The following is a 16,182-nucleotide window of genomic DNA, read 5'->3' as shown; positions in this document are numbered from 1 at the left end:
GGGCAGGATGGCCCACGTGGACGACGACACAGCAGTGGTGGTGACCGGCGCGACGGGGGCACTCGGCCAGGCCGTCGTCACCGAGTTCCTGGCCGCCGGGCGCCCGGTGATCGCTCTCGGTCGCGCGAGCGCCCGGCTGGACGAGCTCGGCGAACGGGACGGCGTGTACGCCGTGCCCGCCGACCTGGCGAGCCGCGACACCGTCCACACCGCGTTCGCCGCGGCGGACGCGTTGCCGGTCACGCCGTCCGCGCTGGTGACGCTGGCGGGCGCGTTCACCCCGGGCAAGCTGGCCGACGTGGAGGAGGAGGGCCTGGACGGGCTGTGGCGCTCCAACTTCGGCTCCGTCCTGTGGTCGGCGCAGGCGATCGCCCCGCGGCTCGCTGCGCGCGGGGGCGGCTCGATCCTCACGGTCGGCTCCAAGACCGCAGTTCAGGGCCCGGCGCCGGTGGCGCACGCCACGAGCAAGGCCGCGGTCGTCCGGCTCACCCAGCTGCTGGCCGATGAGCTGCGCCACGAGGGGATCCGCGTCAACGCGGTGCTCCCTTCGGTGATCGACACCCCGGCCAACCGGAGCTGGATGTCCGCGGACCTCGCGGCACGGTCGGTCTCCCCGGCCGCGATCGCGAAGGTGATCGTGTTCCTGTCCGGTCCGGACGCCGCCCCGATCAGCGGCGCGGCGGTCCCGGTGTACGGCGATGCCTGACCTGCGCGCCGCCGTGGGTCTGGTGCTCGACTGGCCGGTCGACCACGCCGCAGCGGCGGTGGTCACGGCCGACGGCACCGTGGGCGCCACGGCGGGTGCTCAGGACCGGGTGTTCCGGCTGGCGTCGGTGACGAAGCCGCTCGCCGCCTACGCCGTTCTCGTCGCGGTGGAGGAGGGCGCCGTCGAGTGGGACACGCCCGCGGGCCCCGAGGGGTCGACCGTGCGCCACCTCGCTGCGCACACGTCCGGACTCTCGTTCTCCGACGGGGTGGTGCAGGCTGCGCCGGGCACCCGGCGCATCTACTCGAACGTCGGGTTCGAGGTGCTGGGCGAGACGATCGCGGCGGCGACGGGCATGCCGTTCGCGCAGTACCTGCACGAGGCCGTGCTCGAACCCCTCGGGATGAGCGCCACGCGACTCGACGGCTCGCCCGCGGCCGACGCCGTGTCCTCCTGCGCCGACATGGCCCGCTTCGCCGCCGAGCTGCAGGCCCCGACGCTGGTGGACCGGGCGACCCTGGACGACGCCACCACCACGGCGTTCCCCGGTGTCGACGGCATCCTCCCCGGCTTCGGACGTCAGCGGCCCAACGACTGGGGGCTGGGGTTCGAGATCCGCGACGGCAAGTCGCCGCACTGGACCGGCTCGAACAGCTCGCCCCGGACGTTCGGGCACTTCGGGCAGTCCGGGACCTTCCTGTGGGTCGACCCGGACGCGGGTGCGGCATGCGTGGTGCTCACCGACCGCGACTTCGGTCCGTGGGCGATCGAGTCCTGGCCCCCCGTGACGGACAAGATCCTGGCCGCCCTGTAGCCGGAGAACTCCGTCCGAGCGGGCGGGAATGATCTGCCCGGGTCGTCCGTTGTACCGGCTGTCCGAACCGAGCGTCCTGTGTCCCCGGGTCCTACAAAGTAAGAGCCGCCGCGGAATACCGTTCGGCTGGAGCCGCGGTGTGCCACTCGCCGCGAGGCGACCAGTGCTCGGTTCGGACACCCATCCTCCGTCACCCGACCCACCCCGACCTGCCGCGTCCGCGATCCCGCGCGCGACGCGGCTGCCGGGCGGCGCTGCTCCCGACAGCGCCGCCACTCCACGCCTCTCGACCGGGAACAACCGACCGGTCGAGGTGGTTGACGAAATCGTCCGTGCCGGGCGATCCGTGTCCCCGGGTCCCATCTTTCTGCCACCTGCGGGTGCGCCACGCGCCGAGAGGCGACCGGCGCCCGGTGCGGACAACCCATCTTCCCGAACCCCCCCACCCGCCGCGTCCGGTTACCCCCACCCGTGACGCGGCCGCCCGGGCGGCGCCGTCCCCCCACGGCGCCGCCCCCTCCAGCCCACCTCGACCGGGAACAATCCCCAGGTCGAGGTGGTTGTCAGAGAAGTCCGAGCCGGGCGATCCGTGTCCCCGGGTCTCACCTTCCGCCACCTACGGGTGCGCCACGCGCCGAGAGGCGACCGGCGCCCGGTCCGGACTCCTCACCTCACCCACCAGCGAAGGACGGCGACAGCCATGAAGGGCGATCGGGTCGAGATCGTGATCGACGCGGGCAGCGGCACCACACGCACCTACGACATCACGGCGACCCGGGCAGGCCGCAAGGTCGGCATCACCCATTCCCGCGGCGTCGTCGAGGTCAGCGAGACCACCCGAGGGGGCAGCACGGTGCGTACCGCCCGCTTCCTCGCCGGTCGGGTACTCGCTCTGGTCGAGCATCCCGCCGCCGACGACCCCGTCGCCGACGAGATCACCCCCACCCTGCGCTCCGTCTGAGCGCCGACACAGGCAGACTGCTCTCCCGATGTCCTCTCCCGTGGCCCGAGCCGCCGATGCGCGCCCCGCGCCGGTCGACCCGCCTGCCGGCGCCGTCCCCTCCCGCGACGGCGCGCAGGTGTCCGACCAGGTCGCCCGCGAGGGCGTAGGCAGGCCGGGCCACGGGAGCTCCGACGCCCCGTCCCACGACGATCCGACCGTCCGGCGCGGGGGCCGGTCCCGGCGTCCGCGCCGGCGCCGGCCCCGGGGTCGCGAGACCGGCGACGGACCCGCCCCGGGCGGCACAGCACCGGTTCCGGACGACGGTGACCTGGCTCCCGTCTCCGATGCCGACATCGCCGCACTCGCCGAGCGCCTCCCTGCCCTCTCGCTGCTCGACGAGCACCGGCTGGGCCGCCGCCTCGAGACCGCGCGCCGCACCCGCGACACCACCGCGCGGACGAGGGCCGTGGCCGGCATCGCCGCGGCCGTCGACGCCGGTGAGCGGCGCACCGCCGCACGTCGCGCCGCCGTACCCGCGATCCGCTACCCCGAGACGCTGCCGGTCAGCGCCCGCCGGGACGACATCGCCGCCGCGATCCGCGACCACCAGGTCGTCATCGTCGCGGGCGAGACCGGCTCCGGGAAGACCACGCAGATCCCGAAGATCTGCCTCGAGCTCGGCCGCGGCATCCGCGGCCTGATCGGGCACACCCAGCCGCGCAGGCTCGCCGCACGCACCGTCGGCGCGCGCATCGCCGAGGAGCTCGGCAGCCGGCTGGGCGACCTCGTCGGCTGGAAGGTGCGCTTCACCGACCACGTGGGCGAGAACACGCTGGTCAAGCTGATGACCGACGGCATCCTGCTCGCCGAGCTCACCGGCGACCGGATGCTGCGCCAGTACGACACGCTGATCATCGACGAGGCCCACGAGCGCAGCCTCAACATCGACTTCATCCTCGGCTACCTCACCCAGCTGCTGCCGCGCCGCCCCGACCTCAAGGTCGTCATCACCTCGGCGACGATCGACCCCGAGCGGTTCGCCGACCACTTCGCGCAGGCACTCGGCACGCCGGTGCCGATCGTGGAGGTCTCCGGGCGCAGCTACCCCGTCGAGGTCCGCTACCGCCCGGTCGTCGACCCCGACGATCCCGACGCCGACCCCGACCGCGACCAGCTCGACGCCATCGGCGACGCGGTGGCGGAGCTGCAGCGCGAGGGCGACGGCGACATCCTCGTGTTCCTGCCGGGCGAGCGCGAGATCCGCGAGACCGCGGAGGCGCTGACCAGGCGCGACTACCGCAACACCGAGATCATCCCGCTCTACGCGCGCCTCTCCACGGCCGAGCAGCAGCGGGTGTTCGCCCCGCACCCGGGACGGCGCGTCGTGCTCGCCACCAACGTCGCCGAGACGTCACTGACCGTGCCGGGGATCCGCTACGTCGTCGATCCCGGCACCGCGCGCATCTCCCGGTACTCGCGCAGGCTGAAGGTGCAGCGGCTGCCGATCGAGAAGGTCTCGCAGGCGAGCGCCAACCAGCGCGCGGGACGCTGTGGCCGCGTCGCGGACGGGATCTGCATCCGCCTCTACAGCGAGGACGACTTCGACGCCCGTCCCGAGTTCACCGACCCCGAGATCCTCCGCACGAACCTCGCGTCGGTCATCCTGCAGATGATCTCCCTGGAGCTCGGTGAGCTCACCGAGTTCCCGTTCGTCGAACGTCCGGACTCCCGGTCGGTCAACGACGGTCTCGCGCTGCTGCAGGAGCTCGGCGCCCTCGAACCGGACCGCCGGCTCACCCCCGTCGGGCGAGCGCTGGCGGCGCTGCCCGTCGACCCCCGGCTGGGTCGCATGCTGGTGGAGGCCGACCGCACCGGCTGCCTGCGCGAGGTGCTGGTGATCACCGCGGCGCTGTCGGTGCAGGATCCGCGCGAGCGCCCCACCGAGCAGCGCCAGGCCGCCGACCAGAAGCACGCGCGGTTCGCAGGCGAGTGGAGCTCGGGCGGCTCGACGCTGGACGCCGGTGGCTCCGACTTCCTCGCCTTCCTCAACCTCTGGCGCTACATCGGCGAGCAGCGCGAGGCCCTCTCCGGCAACCGCTTCCGCCGCCTGCTGCGCGAGGAGTTCCTGCACTACCTGCGCATCCGCGAGTGGCAGGACCTGCACTCCCAGCTCCGCTCGGCCGCCCGCAACGCGGGCATGACCCTCAACGACATCGAGCCCGACGCCGACCGCATCCACATCGCGGTGCTGTCGGGGCTGCTCTCCCAGATCGGGCTGCGCGAGGAGCCCTCCGGCAAGGAGCGCGGCGGCCGGGAGTACCTGGGCGCCCGCGGCGCGAAGTTCATGATCTTCCCTGGCTCACCGCTGTCCCGGGCGCAGCCGCGCTGGGTGATGGCCTCCGAGCTGGTGGAGACCTCGCGGCTGTTCGCCCGCACCGTGGCCCGGATCAAGCCGGAGTGGATCGAGCCTCTGGCCGGGCACCTCGCCAAACGCTCGTACTCGGAGCCGCACTGGTCGCGCAAGCGCGCGGCCGCCGTCGCTACCGAGCGGGTCACGCTGTACGGGATCCCGGTGGTCGTCGGGCGCACGGTGGACTTCGGCCGGATCGACCCCGAGCAGTCACGCGAGCTGTTCATCCGGCACGCGCTCGTCGAGGGCGACTGGGACACGCGGCACCGGTTCTTCCACGCCAACCGCGAGCTGCTCGAGGACGTCGAGGAGCTGGAGCACCGCGCACGGCGCCGCGACCTCGTGGTCGACGAGGAGACGCTGGTCACGTTCTACACCGACCGCATCCCCGCCGACGTGGTGTCCGGCCGCCACTTCGACACCTGGTGGAAGAAGGCCTCCCGACGGCAGCCGGACCTGCTCGACTTCACCGAGGAGATGCTCCGCACGGCTCAGGCCGCCGACGTGGACCGCGCTGCCTACCCCGACCACGTCGAGGCGGGCGGTCTCACGCTGCCGCTGTCCTACGCCTTCGAGCCGGGCGCCCGCACCGACGGCGTCACCGTCGACGTGCCGGTGGCCGCGCTGCACCAGGTGGATCCCACGCCGTTCACGTGGCAGATCCCCGGCCTGCGCGAGGAGCTGGTCACGGCCCTGATCCGGACCCTGCCCAAGCAGCTGCGGCGCCTCTACGCCCCCGCGCCCGACCACGCCAGGGCCGTGCTCGCCAGGCTGCAGGCCGACGGCGCACCGGACGAACCGCTGCTGGACGGCCTGGAGCGCGAGCTCGGGCGCATGCGCGGCGTCGACATCCCCCGCGACGCGTGGGAGCTCGACCGGCTGCCCGAGCACCTCACGGTCACCTTCCGCGTGGTCGACGAGGCAGGCCGCGAGGTGGCCACCGGCACCGACCTCGACGCGCTGCGGCGCAGGCTCGCCCCGCAGGTGCGTCAGGAGCTGGCCGCCGCCGGGGCGCAGATCGAACGGTCCGGGATCACCACGTGGACGCTCGGCACCCTCCCCCGCGAGCTGCCGGTTCGCCGCGGCGCCCACGTCGTCACCGGCTACCCCGGCCTGGTCGACCGCGGCTCCACCGTGGACGTCCGCGTGTTCCCGACGGCGGCCGAGCGCGACCCGATGACGTGGCGCGGCGTGCGCCGGCTGCTCCTGCTGGACACGCCCTCGCCCGCGAAGCAGGTGCAGCGCGGTCTGGACAACGCCTCGAAGCTGGCGCTGTCGCGCAACCCCCACGGCTCCGTCGCCGCGCTGCTCGACGACTGCGTCACCGCCGCAGCCGACGCCCTGATCACCGCCGCGGGCGGCCCGGCATGGGACGACCGGTCCTACGCGCGGCTGCGGAAGCTGTTCGCCGAGCGACTGGCCTCCACGACGTTGCAGGTGCTGCAGGCCGTGCGGGGTGTCCTCACCGTCTGGCACCGGGTGCAGGCGCAGCTCGCCGACCTCCGCGCGCCCGTCCTCGCCGCCGGGGTCGCCGACATGACCGCGCAGGTCGACGCCCTGGTCGGGCCCGGTTTCGCCACGGCGGCCGGAGCGTCCCGGCTCGTCGACGTCGCCCGTTACCTCGAGGCCGTGGAACGGCGGATCGAGAAGCTGCGGGCCGATCCCACCCGCGACGCCGAGTGGACCGCACAGGTGCGGGTGGCGGCCGACGAGTACGAGGCCGAACTGGCGGCACTCCCGCCGGGCGTCGAGCCGTCGCCGCAGCTGCGCGAGATCCGCTGGCTGATCGAGGAGCTGCGCGTGGGGCTCTACGCCCACCCGATGCGCACCCGGTACCCGGTGTCGATCAAGCGCATCCAGAAGGCGATCGACGACCTGCCCCGCTGACCCCGTTCAAAACGGATAATCAGAGAAATTGCGCGATTCCGGGAAATCGGTCCTACAATACTTCCACAACGGTACCGTCGGCAGCCGATTCCAGTGCCATCAATCGGGCGCGTACGTTTGTCTTTGATTGCAGGATCGAATGGTCGTGCAGCACGGCAGATTGGGTGGTTTCGTGGGGCGGCACAGCAAGATCAAGACACGTCGGTGGGTCACGCCGGCTCGGACGGCGACGCTCGCCGGAGCACTCGGCGCCGGGGTGTTGGGGACGTTCCTCGGGCCACTGGCCGGACCGGCCGTGGCCAACGCGGCCACCCCGACCCACTCCCCGCCGGCGGTCAGCTCCACGGCTCCGGCCACTGGCGCGGCGCGACTGGTGCCCGGCACGCCGTGCACCGCGATGGCGAAGGCGTGCGTCGATCTCGCCCACAACAAGGCCTGGCTCCTGAAGGCCGGACACGTCATGCGCGGCCCGGTGCAGATCAACAAGGGGGCGCAGGGGCACAACACCCCGAGTGGCACCTTCAACGTGCAATGGAAGGACCTGCACCACCGGAGCAAGGAGTTCAACAACGCGCCGATGGAGTACTCGGTTTTCTTCACCACCGACGGGGTCGCCTTCCATGAGGGCAACGTGCACAAGAAGTCGGAAGGCTGCGTTCACCTCTCGGCCACCAATGCTGCGGCCTGGTACAACTACCTGAAGGTCGGTGACCAGGTCCAGGTCCACTGACCGGAGCTCCGCCTGCGGGACCAGACTGACCCGCATGCGGATCGTCGACCTGTCCCAGCCCGTCCACGCGGGGATGCAGGTCTATCCCGGTGATCCCGAGGTCAGCACGGCGCCCGCCGCCACCCTCGAGCGGGACGGGGTGAACGTGCTGGCCCTGCACTCCGGGTCCCACACCGGCACGCACGTCGACGCGCCGTTCCACGTGCTCGCCGACGGCGCCCGGCTGGACGAGCTCGACCTCGGCCTGTTCCACGGCCCGGCGGTCACGGCCGACGTGCTCGATCGTGCTCCCGGCAGCGGTATCGCGTGGGCGGACCTCGCCCCGGTCGCCGACCGGCTCGGGCCCGGCGTCGTGCTGGTGCTGCACACCGGCTGGTCGGCGCACTTCGGCACCCCGGCCTACCTGCACCATCCCTGGCTGACGCCGGACGCGGCCGAGCGGGTGGTCGCCACGGGCGTGCGCGCACTGGCCGTGGACACCCTCAACCCGGATCCCACGTTCTCGACCGGCAGCACCACGGGTGGCCTGCCGGTGCACCGGGTGGTGCTCGGGGCGGGCGGGGTGATCGTGGAGAACCTGACGAACGTCGCCCAGCTGGCCTCGCTCGCCGACCCGGTGCTGAGCTTCTTCCCGCTCCCCCTCGCCGGGGCCGACGGTGCACCCGTGCGGGCGGTCGGGCTGGGAACGTGAGCATCTGCGGAGAGCCCGCCACGACACTAGGGTCGCGATCATGACCGAGAACGACCGGACCAGGCCGCTGCCGCCCGACGACAGCTACCTGCGCTCCCTCACGGTCGCGATGGCACAGGCCGTGCAGGACGCCGAGCCCATCGGATCCCCCCACAAGGGCGCGGGGGACGACATCCGCTCGGCCGTCGTCGGCGCCGTCCGCAGTCGGGAGGACGATCTCGTCGCGCTGAGCCGCGACCTGCACGCGCACCCCGAGGAGGCGTTCACCGAGCACCGTTCGGTGCGTGCGGTGACGGCGCTGCTGGAGCGGCACGGGCATGCCGCCGAGATCGGCGTCGGGGGCCTGGAGACGTCCCTCGTCAGCACCGTCGGCACGGACGGCCCGCACGTCGCCGTCCTCGCCGAGTACGACGCGCTGCCCGGCGTCGGCCACGCCTGTGGCCACAACATCATCTGCGCCACGGCCGTCGGTGCGTACCTCGCCGCCGCGCAGGTGCGGGACCGCGTGGGCGGCCGCATCTCGTTGATCGGCACGCCGGCCGAGGAGGGCGGCGGCGGCAAGGAGACGCTGGCGCGGGCCGGTGTCTTCGACGACGTCGACGCCGTGATCATGCTGCACCCGTTCTCGCACGACATCGCCATGCACCCGTTCCTCGGGCGCCGCCGGCTGGAGATGGTCTTCCACGGCGTCGCCGCCCACGCCTCGGCTCAGCCGTTCATGGGCCGCAACGCGCTCGATGCGGCCGTGGCCGCCTACCAGGGCGTGGCCGGGCTGCGCCAGCACCTGCCCGGCAGCGACCGGGTGCACGGCGTCTTCACCGACGGGGGTGCCCGGCCCAACGTCGTCCCCGATCGGGCCGCGCTCCTGTTCTACCTGCGCTCCGCCGCCCCCGAGACCCTGCGGGACCTGGCCGAACGCGTCGACCACATCGCCCACGGGGCGGCGGCGATGACCGGCTGCGGCGTCGAGCTGCACTGGGACGATCTCCCCCCGTACCTGCCGATCCGCTTCAACCACGCGCTCGCCGGCCGCTGGGCGGTCAACCAGGAACCGGTCGGGCGCAAGCCGCTGCCCACGGGCGTGGTGCCCGAGTTCCTCACCGGCTCCACCGACCTGGGCAACCTCAGCTACCGGATGCCGGCCATCCACCCCATGATCGCGGTGTCCGAGCCGACGGTCGCGCTGCACACCACGGAGTTCGCCGCGGCGTCCGGCGGGCCATCGGGTGACCGGGCGGTGCGCGACGGTGCACTCGGCCTGGCCCTCACCGCGGTCGACTACCTCGCCGACCCGGAGCTTCGCGACGCCGTGCACGCGGAGTTCGCCGCGGCGGGCGGCCCGCTCGACGTCCCCGCGTACTTCGACTGACCCCTGCTCCACCGCACCGACCGACTGCGCCCCACCGACCGGCCCGTCCCCCGAGGACGACTGGAGGCAGCCGACCGTGACCGCAACCAGCACCCCCGCTCCCCCCGGCCGGCTCGACCGCCTCCTGGGCGGGATCGAACGGGTGGGCAACCGGCTACCCGAGCCGTTCATCCTGTTCGCGCTGCTCACACTCGTGGTGGCGGTGGTGTCCACGGTCATGGCGGCCTTCGGGGTGGCCGTCGCCGTACCGGGCCGGGACGGTGTCACGGCGATCCGCGGCGCCTTCAGCGGCGAGGGCGTGGAGTTCTTCTTCACCGGGCTGGCGGCGAACTTCATCGGCTTCCCGCCGCTGCAGACCGTGGTGACGATCATGCTGGGCGTCGGGCTGGCCGAGCGCACCGGCATGCTCTCCGCGCTGATCCGGCTGGCGTTCCGCAACGCCCCGCGCTCGCTGCTGCCCTACGCGCTCGGCTTCATCGGCGTCACGGGCAGCGTGATGTCCGACTCGGTGTTCATCATCATCCCGCCGCTGGCCGCGATCGTGTTCAAGGCCGCAGGGCGCCACCCCGTGGCCGGCCTCCTCGGTGGGTTCGCCGCGGCAGGCGCGGGCTACTCGACGTCGCTGCTCGTCACGAGCCTGGACGCGCTGTTCGCCGGGATCACCAACGGGGTGGCCGCCACGCTGCCCGACGCGGGCACAACCGTCACGCCGGTCTCGAACTACTTCTTCAACATCGTCTCCGCGATAGTGCTCAGCCTGCTGGCCGGACTGGTGATCGACAAGATCGTCGAGCCCGGCCTGGTCCGGACGGGCTTCCCCCGCGACGAGCGCCCCGGCGACGGGACCGGACCGGACGCGCCGCCGGTGGACGCCGAGGTGACCACCGCCGAGCGCCGGGGACTGCGGGCCGCGGGTGTCACCCTGGTCGTGCTGACCGCCGCCGTGCTGGTGCTGGCTCTTGCGCCCGGGTCACCGCTGCGCAACGAGACCGGGGGTTACCTGCCGACCTCACCGCTGCTCAGCTCGGTGGTCACGCTCGTGTTCCTCGCGTTCTTCGTGCCCGGGCTGGCCTACGGGATCGTGGCGGGCGCGATCCGCAGGGGCGCCGACGTGCCGCTGCTGATGGGCCAGGCGCTCAAGGACCTGTCCGGCTTCATCGTGCTGGCTTTCGTCCTCGGGCAGTTCATCGCCCTGTTCGCCTGGACCAACATCGGGGCGTGGCTGGCGGTGTCCGGCGCGAGCCTGCTGGAGGGGATCGGGCTCACCGGCTACCCGGCCATCCTCGGGTTCATCGTGCTGGCGTCGGTGCTCAACCTGTTCATCGTGTCCGGATCGAGCCTCTGGACGCTGATGGCGAGCGTGTTCGTGCCGCTGTTCCTCCTGCTCGGCTACGAGCCCGGCTTCACGCAGGCCGCGTTCCGGGTGGGCGACTCGGCCACGCAGGTGATGACGCCGTTGAACCCGTACATGATCGTGCTGCTGACCTTCGTGCGCCGCTACGAGCCCTCGGCCGGTCTCGGCACCGTGATCGCCAAGATGGTGCCGTTCGTGGTCCCGTTCTGGGTGTCGTGGGTGCTGATCCTCACGGCGTTCTACTTCCTCGACCTGCCACTCGGGCCCGGTATGGGCATCCGCGTGGCCGAGTGACCGGGCGCGGTCAACGCAGGGCGGAGCGCGGGGTGGGCTCCAGGGTCAGCAGCCGCCCGCCCGGCGCGCGGCCGAGGGGATGGGACGCCAGCCGCCCGCGCGCCGCGAGCGCGGCGCCGGCGTGCGGGAAGGACGCGAACCAGACCACGGCCTGCTCGTCGCGCACCGGGAGCGCCGGATAGTTGTTGGGGTACGGCGCGGTGCGCGCCACCACCGGCGCCGCCCCGAGGATGTGTGCGGCCGTGGTGACCTCGGGTTCGGCGCCCGGGCCCGTGCGCACCACGGCGAGGACGCGGGACGGGCCGGGGCGGCCCTCCCCCGCTGCAGCTCTCGGGCGGGCGGGGAACCCGGCGCCGACGGGTTCCAGCAGCAGCACGTCGTCGAACGTGATCATCGTGGCGTTCGCCGCCTCGCGGTGTGCCTTCCAGACCGGTCCGCCGTAGAAGCCGGTGAGCGCACGGTGCCGGGCGGCCATGTCGGCGAACGCGCGGACCCAGACGAACGCGTCCGGGTCGTCGACGTCGCGGAACGTGCCGACCACCTGCGCGCCCAGCGCCTCCTGCGGCTCCACGAACTCCCGCTCGAACAGCGCGACCAGCTCGTCGCGACGGCCCGGGTGGAGGGTGTAGCGGCGCAGCTCGAGAACGGTCACCCGGCGCACGATAGGCAGACCGCCCGACAGTTCCGGGCGTGCTCAGTGGCCGGGGCGCACCTGGATCTTGCGCCCCACGCCCGCCCGGAACTGCTCCAGCGCCTGCGGGTACTCGTCGAGGGTCATCCGGTGGCTGATCATCACGTCCGGGCGCAGCGCGCCCTCGGCGAACAGCTCGGCGGCCCGCTCGAAGCTGTGCAGCACCGCCATCGACCCGACGATCCGGATCTCCTGGTTGTAGATGCGGAACGGCGAGAAGCGCGCCATGGCGTCCTCGTTGGCCACGCCGAACTGCTGGAACGTGCCGCCCTTGCCGACGCGCGTGAGGCCGTCCTCGATCGCGGCGACCACTCCGGTGCAGTCGATCACGATGTCCCAGCCGCGCGGGCGGTCCAGCTCGTCGGCGCTGCCCACGACCGCGGAGCAGCCGAGCTCCTTGGCCGTCTCCAGCCGGGCCGGGTTGAGATCGACCATGCTGACGCTCGCGGCGCCTGCGCGCTTGGCGAGCTCCATCATCATCAGGCCCATCGTGCCGGCGCCGTAGATGAGGTAGTGGTCGGCGAGCTGCGGGGCAAGCACGTCGAAGCCCCGCACCGCACAGGAGAGCGGCTCGATCAGCGCGGCGTCGGCAGGGGAGACGCCCTCCGGCAGCCGCACGCAGTTGCCGACCGGTGCCACGGCGAACTCGGCGGCCCCGCCGGTGGTGGTCACCCCGATCGCGGCCCAGCGCTCGCAGAGGTTGCCACGGCCGCGGCGGCAGTAGTAGCACTCCCCGCAGTGCAGCGACGGGTCGACGGCCACCTGGTCACCGACGCGCAGCTCCGTGACGTCACTGCCCAGTGCCACGACCTCGCCAGCGAACTCGTGGCCCGGCACCACCGGCAGCGTGGGGGCGAACTCCCCGTCGGCGATGTGCAGGTCGGTGCCGCAGATCCCGCAGCCCGCGACGGCGACGACCACCTCCCGGGGCCCGGGCGTGGGGTCCGGCACCGTCTCCACGGTGACGGCATCGGCACTGATGACTGCGGCCTTCACTTGATCGCTCCCAACGAGAGACCCTGCACGAGCTTGTCCTGCGCCGCGAACCCGGCGATGAGCACCGGCAGCGACACGACCACCGACGCCGCGCACACCGTGGCCAGGAACAGGCCCTGACTGGTGACGAAGCTGGTGAGGAACACGGGTGCCGTCTGCGCCACGGTGGCGGTGAGCACGCGGGCGAACAGCAGCTCGTTCCAGCTGAAGATGAAGCAGATCAGCGACGTGGCAGCGATGCCGGGCAGGATCATCGGCCCGACGACGGTGCGCAGCGTCCGCATCAGCCCGCAGCCGTCGATCGCCGCCGCCTCGAGCACCTCGACCGGAACCTCCGCGAGGAACGAGCGCATCATCCACACGGCGATCGGCAGGTTCATCGACGTGTACAGGATGATCAGCAGCCAGATGTTGTCGAGCAGCCCGATCTGCTGAGCGATCAGGTACACCGGCAGCAGACCGGCCACCACCGGCAGCATCTTCGTGGACAGGAAGAAGAACAGCACGTCGGTCCACTTGCGCACCGGCCGGATCGACAGCGCGTACGCCGCCGGGATCGCGAGCACCAGCACGAGCGCCGTGGACAGGACGCTCGCCGTCAGCGAGTTGAGCAGCGACGGCCACGGGCTCGTGCCCGTCTGCGCGCCGAAGAAGTTGGCGTAGCCCTCCAGCGTGAGCGGCGCGAAGATCGACGGCGGGTTGGTGGCGGCGTCGGTCTCGCTGTGGAGCGAGGTGAGCAGCATCCACAGCACCGGGATGATGAAGAGGACGCCGACCACCCACGCGACCACGGTGAGCAGCGTGCCGGTCCGGTTGCGGTGGCGCGCCGGCGCCGCGGGCGGTGCGGTGCGGGGTGCCTCCAGGGTCGCGGTCATCGGGCCCCCTCCTCACGGAACAGCGACGACACGGTGCGCAGCGCGAGCGTGGCGATGAGGATCGTCCCGATCACGACGACGACGCCCGCGGCGGACGCCCGGCCGTAGTCCTGCGCGTTGTAGAAGGTCTGGTAGATCGTGTAGGGCAGGTTGGCCGTGCCCAGACCACCCGAGGTGATCGTGAAGACGGCGTCGAAGTTCTGCACGATGTAGATCGACCCGAGCAGGGCCCCGAGCTCCAGGTACTGCCGCAGGTGCGGCAGCGTCATGTGCCGGAAGATCTGCCAGCCGGAACAGCCGTCGATCTTGGCGGCCTCGATCACGTCGAGCGGCTTGCTCTGCAGGCCGGCCAGGATGATCAGCATCATGAACGGCGTCCACTGCCAGACCAGCGACGCCACGATCGCCGTCAGCGGCATGGTGGATATCCAGTCCGGCTGGGGCGCGTTCTGCCCGAAGATCCACGTGAGCACCCCGTTGAAGAGGCCGTACTCCGGGTTGTAGAGCGCGTGCTTCCAGACCAGCGCGGCCGCGACCGGCACGATGAGGAACGGCGTGATCATCATCGTGCGGACGACGCCGCGACCCCGGAACGCCCGGTCCAGCAGCAGCGCGATGAGCAGGCCGAGGACCAGACTGACCAGCACCACGGAGACGGTCAGCTTGATGGTGGTGATGATCGAGTCACGCGTGTTCACGTCGGTGAGCACGCGTCGGAAGTTGTCGATCCCCGCGAACCCCCGCTCGTCGGGGTAGTACGCGTTCCAGTTCATGAACGAGATGATCAGCGTGACCACGAACGGCAGCTGCGTCACGATGATCAGGAAGATCAGCGCGGGCAGGAGCGGCGCCCGCCGGGCCCAGTTCCCCGCGCGGCGCAGCGCCTGTGTCTCCTCCGGCGAACGGCGCCACGCCGGGCCCGTCCGCGGTTCCAGTGCTGTGGTCATGATCCGCCCTCCGCCCGGGCCCGGTAGCGCTCCGCCACGTCGTCAGCGAGCTGCTGACCCCGGTCGAGCGCCTGGTCCACCGTCACCAGCCCGGCGATCGCCGAGCTCACGTCCTGCGACACCTGCGTCCCGAGGTCGGGGAACTCCGGGATGTCCACGAACTGGATGCCGATCGCCGGCCTCGGCTGGACCCCGGGGTTGCGTGGGTCGGCGCTCTCGATCGCCGCCTTCGTCGGACCGGCGAACGCCCCGGCCTGTGCCAGGTAGTCCTGGTTCTCGTACGTCGACGCCCGCTTGCCGGCCGGCACGTTCGACCAGCCGATCTCCTGACCGACGAGCTGCTCGTACTGCTTGCTCGACGCCCAGGAGATGAACTTCCACGCGTCGTCCTTCTTCTGGCTCGCCGCCTGGATGGCCCACGACCATGCGTACAGCCAGCCGGAGCTGGCGGTCTCCACGACGGGTGCGGGCGCGTAACCGATCTTGCCGCGCACCGGCGAGTCGGCCGCCTCGAGCGAGCCCGCCGCGGACGTGGCGTCGTACCACATCGCGACGTTGCCCTGGACGAGGTTGTTGAGGCACTCGGTGAACCCGGCCTGTGGGGCGCCCGCCTCGCCGTGCGCCCGCACGAGGTCGACGTAGAACTGCACGGCACGGCGGAACTCCGGCGCGTTCACCTGGGCCTGCCAGTCGGCCGTGAACCAGGTGCCGCCGAAGGTGTTGACGACGGTGGTGAGCGGCGCGAAGACCTGCCCCCACCCCGGCTGCCCGCGCAGGCAGATGCCGGCCATCCCGGGCTCGGCACCGTCCACCTTGGCGGCGATGTCGGCCACCTGCTGCCAGGTGGGCTTGGCCGGCATCGTGATCCCGGCGGCCGCCAACACGTCCTTGCGGTACATGAGGAACGACGACTCGCCGTAGAAGGGCTCGCCGTAGATCTTGCCGTCGTCGCCGCTGAGCGACGTGGTCATCGGCGCGAGGATGTCCTTCTGGTCGAACGCCGGGTCGGCGGCGATGTACTGGTCGAGCGGCGCGATCCACCGGCTGCGGGCGTAGATCGGGATCTCGAAGTTCGAGAGCGACGCGACGTCGTACTGGCCGGCCTGGCTCGAGAACTCCTGGCTGATCTTGTCGCGCACGTCGTTCTCGGGCAGCACCGTGAAGTTGACCGAGATCCCGGTGTCCTTCGTGAAGTGCTCGGCCGTGAGCCGCTGTAGGTCGATCATCTGCGGGTTGTTGACCATCAGCACATTGATGCTGTTCGCCCCGCCGCCGCCGACGCCGCCGCCCCACCCCGCGCAGGCCGTGCTCGCCAGCATCACCGCGAGAGCGAGCAGCGCAGCGCGCATGCCCGTTCGCTTCATCGCGTCCTCCCGGGACCCACGGGCGTGCTCAGATGAGCGGCGCCCTGATCACTGGTGAGCCTGTGGTAACGGTCACGTCCAGTCAATGGTTCGTGTAAGAATGGGCGACAG

13 protein-coding genes are annotated in these 16,182 nt (G+C 71.9%); 8 read left to right on the top strand and 5 right to left on the bottom strand.

Translation table 11 applies throughout. The features are described 5' to 3' along the window. Positions 1–16 precede the first annotated feature (16 nt). The 8 genes from ACQPZA_RS02670 to ACQPZA_RS02635 all read left to right on the top strand — a co-directional run bounded on the left by ACQPZA_RS02670 (position 17) and on the right by ACQPZA_RS02635 (position 11,198). The gene (locus ACQPZA_RS02670) at positions 17–706 is read left to right on the top strand and encodes an SDR family NAD(P)-dependent oxidoreductase (RefSeq protein WP_433278070.1); all 690 of its coding nucleotides are present in this window, start codon (positions 17–19) and stop codon (positions 704–706) included. Beyond that, positions 699–1,520, top strand: coding sequence for a serine hydrolase domain-containing protein (locus ACQPZA_RS02665; RefSeq protein WP_433278068.1), 822 nt, complete (start codon positions 699–701; stop codon positions 1,518–1,520). Before ACQPZA_RS02670 ends, ACQPZA_RS02665 begins: the two co-directional genes overlap by 8 nt. Positions 1,521–2,220: 700 nt before the next feature. Then, the gene (locus ACQPZA_RS02660; protein ID WP_169397646.1) at positions 2,221–2,481 is read left to right on the top strand and encodes a hypothetical protein; all 261 of its coding nucleotides are present in this window, start codon (positions 2,221–2,223) and stop codon (positions 2,479–2,481) included. A gap of 28 nt (positions 2,482–2,509) precedes the next feature. Continuing rightward, positions 2,510–6,760, top strand: coding sequence for an ATP-dependent RNA helicase HrpA (hrpA, locus tag ACQPZA_RS02655; RefSeq protein ID WP_433278066.1), 4,251 nt, complete (start codon positions 2,510–2,512; stop codon positions 6,758–6,760). Positions 6,761–6,899: 139 nt separating this feature from the next. Beyond that, the gene (locus ACQPZA_RS02650) at positions 6,900–7,490 is read left to right on the top strand and encodes a L,D-transpeptidase (RefSeq protein WP_433278064.1); all 591 of its coding nucleotides are present in this window, start codon (positions 6,900–6,902) and stop codon (positions 7,488–7,490) included. 34 nt (positions 7,491–7,524) lie between these two features. Next, a complete protein-coding gene (locus ACQPZA_RS02645; protein ID WP_433278062.1) occupies positions 7,525–8,181 on the top strand; it encodes a cyclase family protein in 657 nt (218 codons plus the stop codon). Between the two features lie 40 nt (positions 8,182–8,221). Next, positions 8,222–9,550 (top strand): M20 family metallopeptidase, encoded by a 1,329-nt coding sequence (locus tag ACQPZA_RS02640; RefSeq protein ID WP_433278060.1) that lies wholly within the window; start codon positions 8,222–8,224, stop codon positions 9,548–9,550. Between the two features lie 76 nt (positions 9,551–9,626). Continuing rightward, positions 9,627–11,198 carry an AbgT family transporter gene (locus ACQPZA_RS02635; RefSeq protein WP_433278058.1) on the top strand — a complete coding sequence of 524 codons (1,572 nt, stop codon included), beginning with the start codon at positions 9,627–9,629 and terminating at the stop codon, positions 11,196–11,198. Positions 11,199–11,208: 10 nt separating this feature from the next. Here ACQPZA_RS02635 and ACQPZA_RS02630 read toward each other — a convergent pair whose 3' ends face one another. From ACQPZA_RS02630 to ACQPZA_RS02610, 5 genes are read right to left on the bottom strand one after another with little or no spacing between them, the layout of a single operon-like run. Continuing rightward, complete coding sequence (locus ACQPZA_RS02630; RefSeq protein ID WP_433278056.1) at positions 11,209–11,850, bottom strand: NIPSNAP family protein; 642 nt, start codon at positions 11,848–11,850, stop codon at positions 11,209–11,211. Between the two features lie 42 nt (positions 11,851–11,892). Further along, entirely contained in the window at positions 11,893–12,885 is a 993-nt protein-coding gene (locus ACQPZA_RS02625; protein WP_169397652.1) for a zinc-dependent alcohol dehydrogenase family protein, read from the bottom strand. Then, the gene (locus ACQPZA_RS02620) at positions 12,882–13,760 is read right to left on the bottom strand and encodes a carbohydrate ABC transporter permease (protein ID WP_433278054.1); all 879 of its coding nucleotides are present in this window, start codon (positions 13,758–13,760) and stop codon (positions 12,882–12,884) included. Before ACQPZA_RS02620 ends, ACQPZA_RS02625 begins: the two co-directional genes overlap by 4 nt. Then, positions 13,757–14,707: a carbohydrate ABC transporter permease gene (locus ACQPZA_RS02615; protein ID WP_433278052.1), complete on the bottom strand. Its 951-nt coding sequence runs from the start codon at positions 14,705–14,707 to the stop codon at positions 13,757–13,759. The genes ACQPZA_RS02620 and ACQPZA_RS02615 overlap by 4 nt, the downstream gene beginning before the upstream one ends. Beyond that, positions 14,704–16,071, bottom strand: coding sequence for an ABC transporter substrate-binding protein (locus ACQPZA_RS02610; RefSeq protein ID WP_169397655.1), 1,368 nt, complete (start codon positions 16,069–16,071; stop codon positions 14,704–14,706). Before ACQPZA_RS02610 ends, ACQPZA_RS02615 begins: the two co-directional genes overlap by 4 nt. Positions 16,072–16,182: the final 111 nt, after the last annotated feature.

The sequence above is a fragment of the Pseudonocardia xinjiangensis genome, assembly GCF_050948425.1.
Classification (GTDB): domain Bacteria; phylum Actinomycetota; class Actinomycetes; order Mycobacteriales; family Pseudonocardiaceae; genus Pseudonocardia; species Pseudonocardia xinjiangensis.
This window is presented reverse-complemented; position numbering and strand designations above follow the sequence as displayed.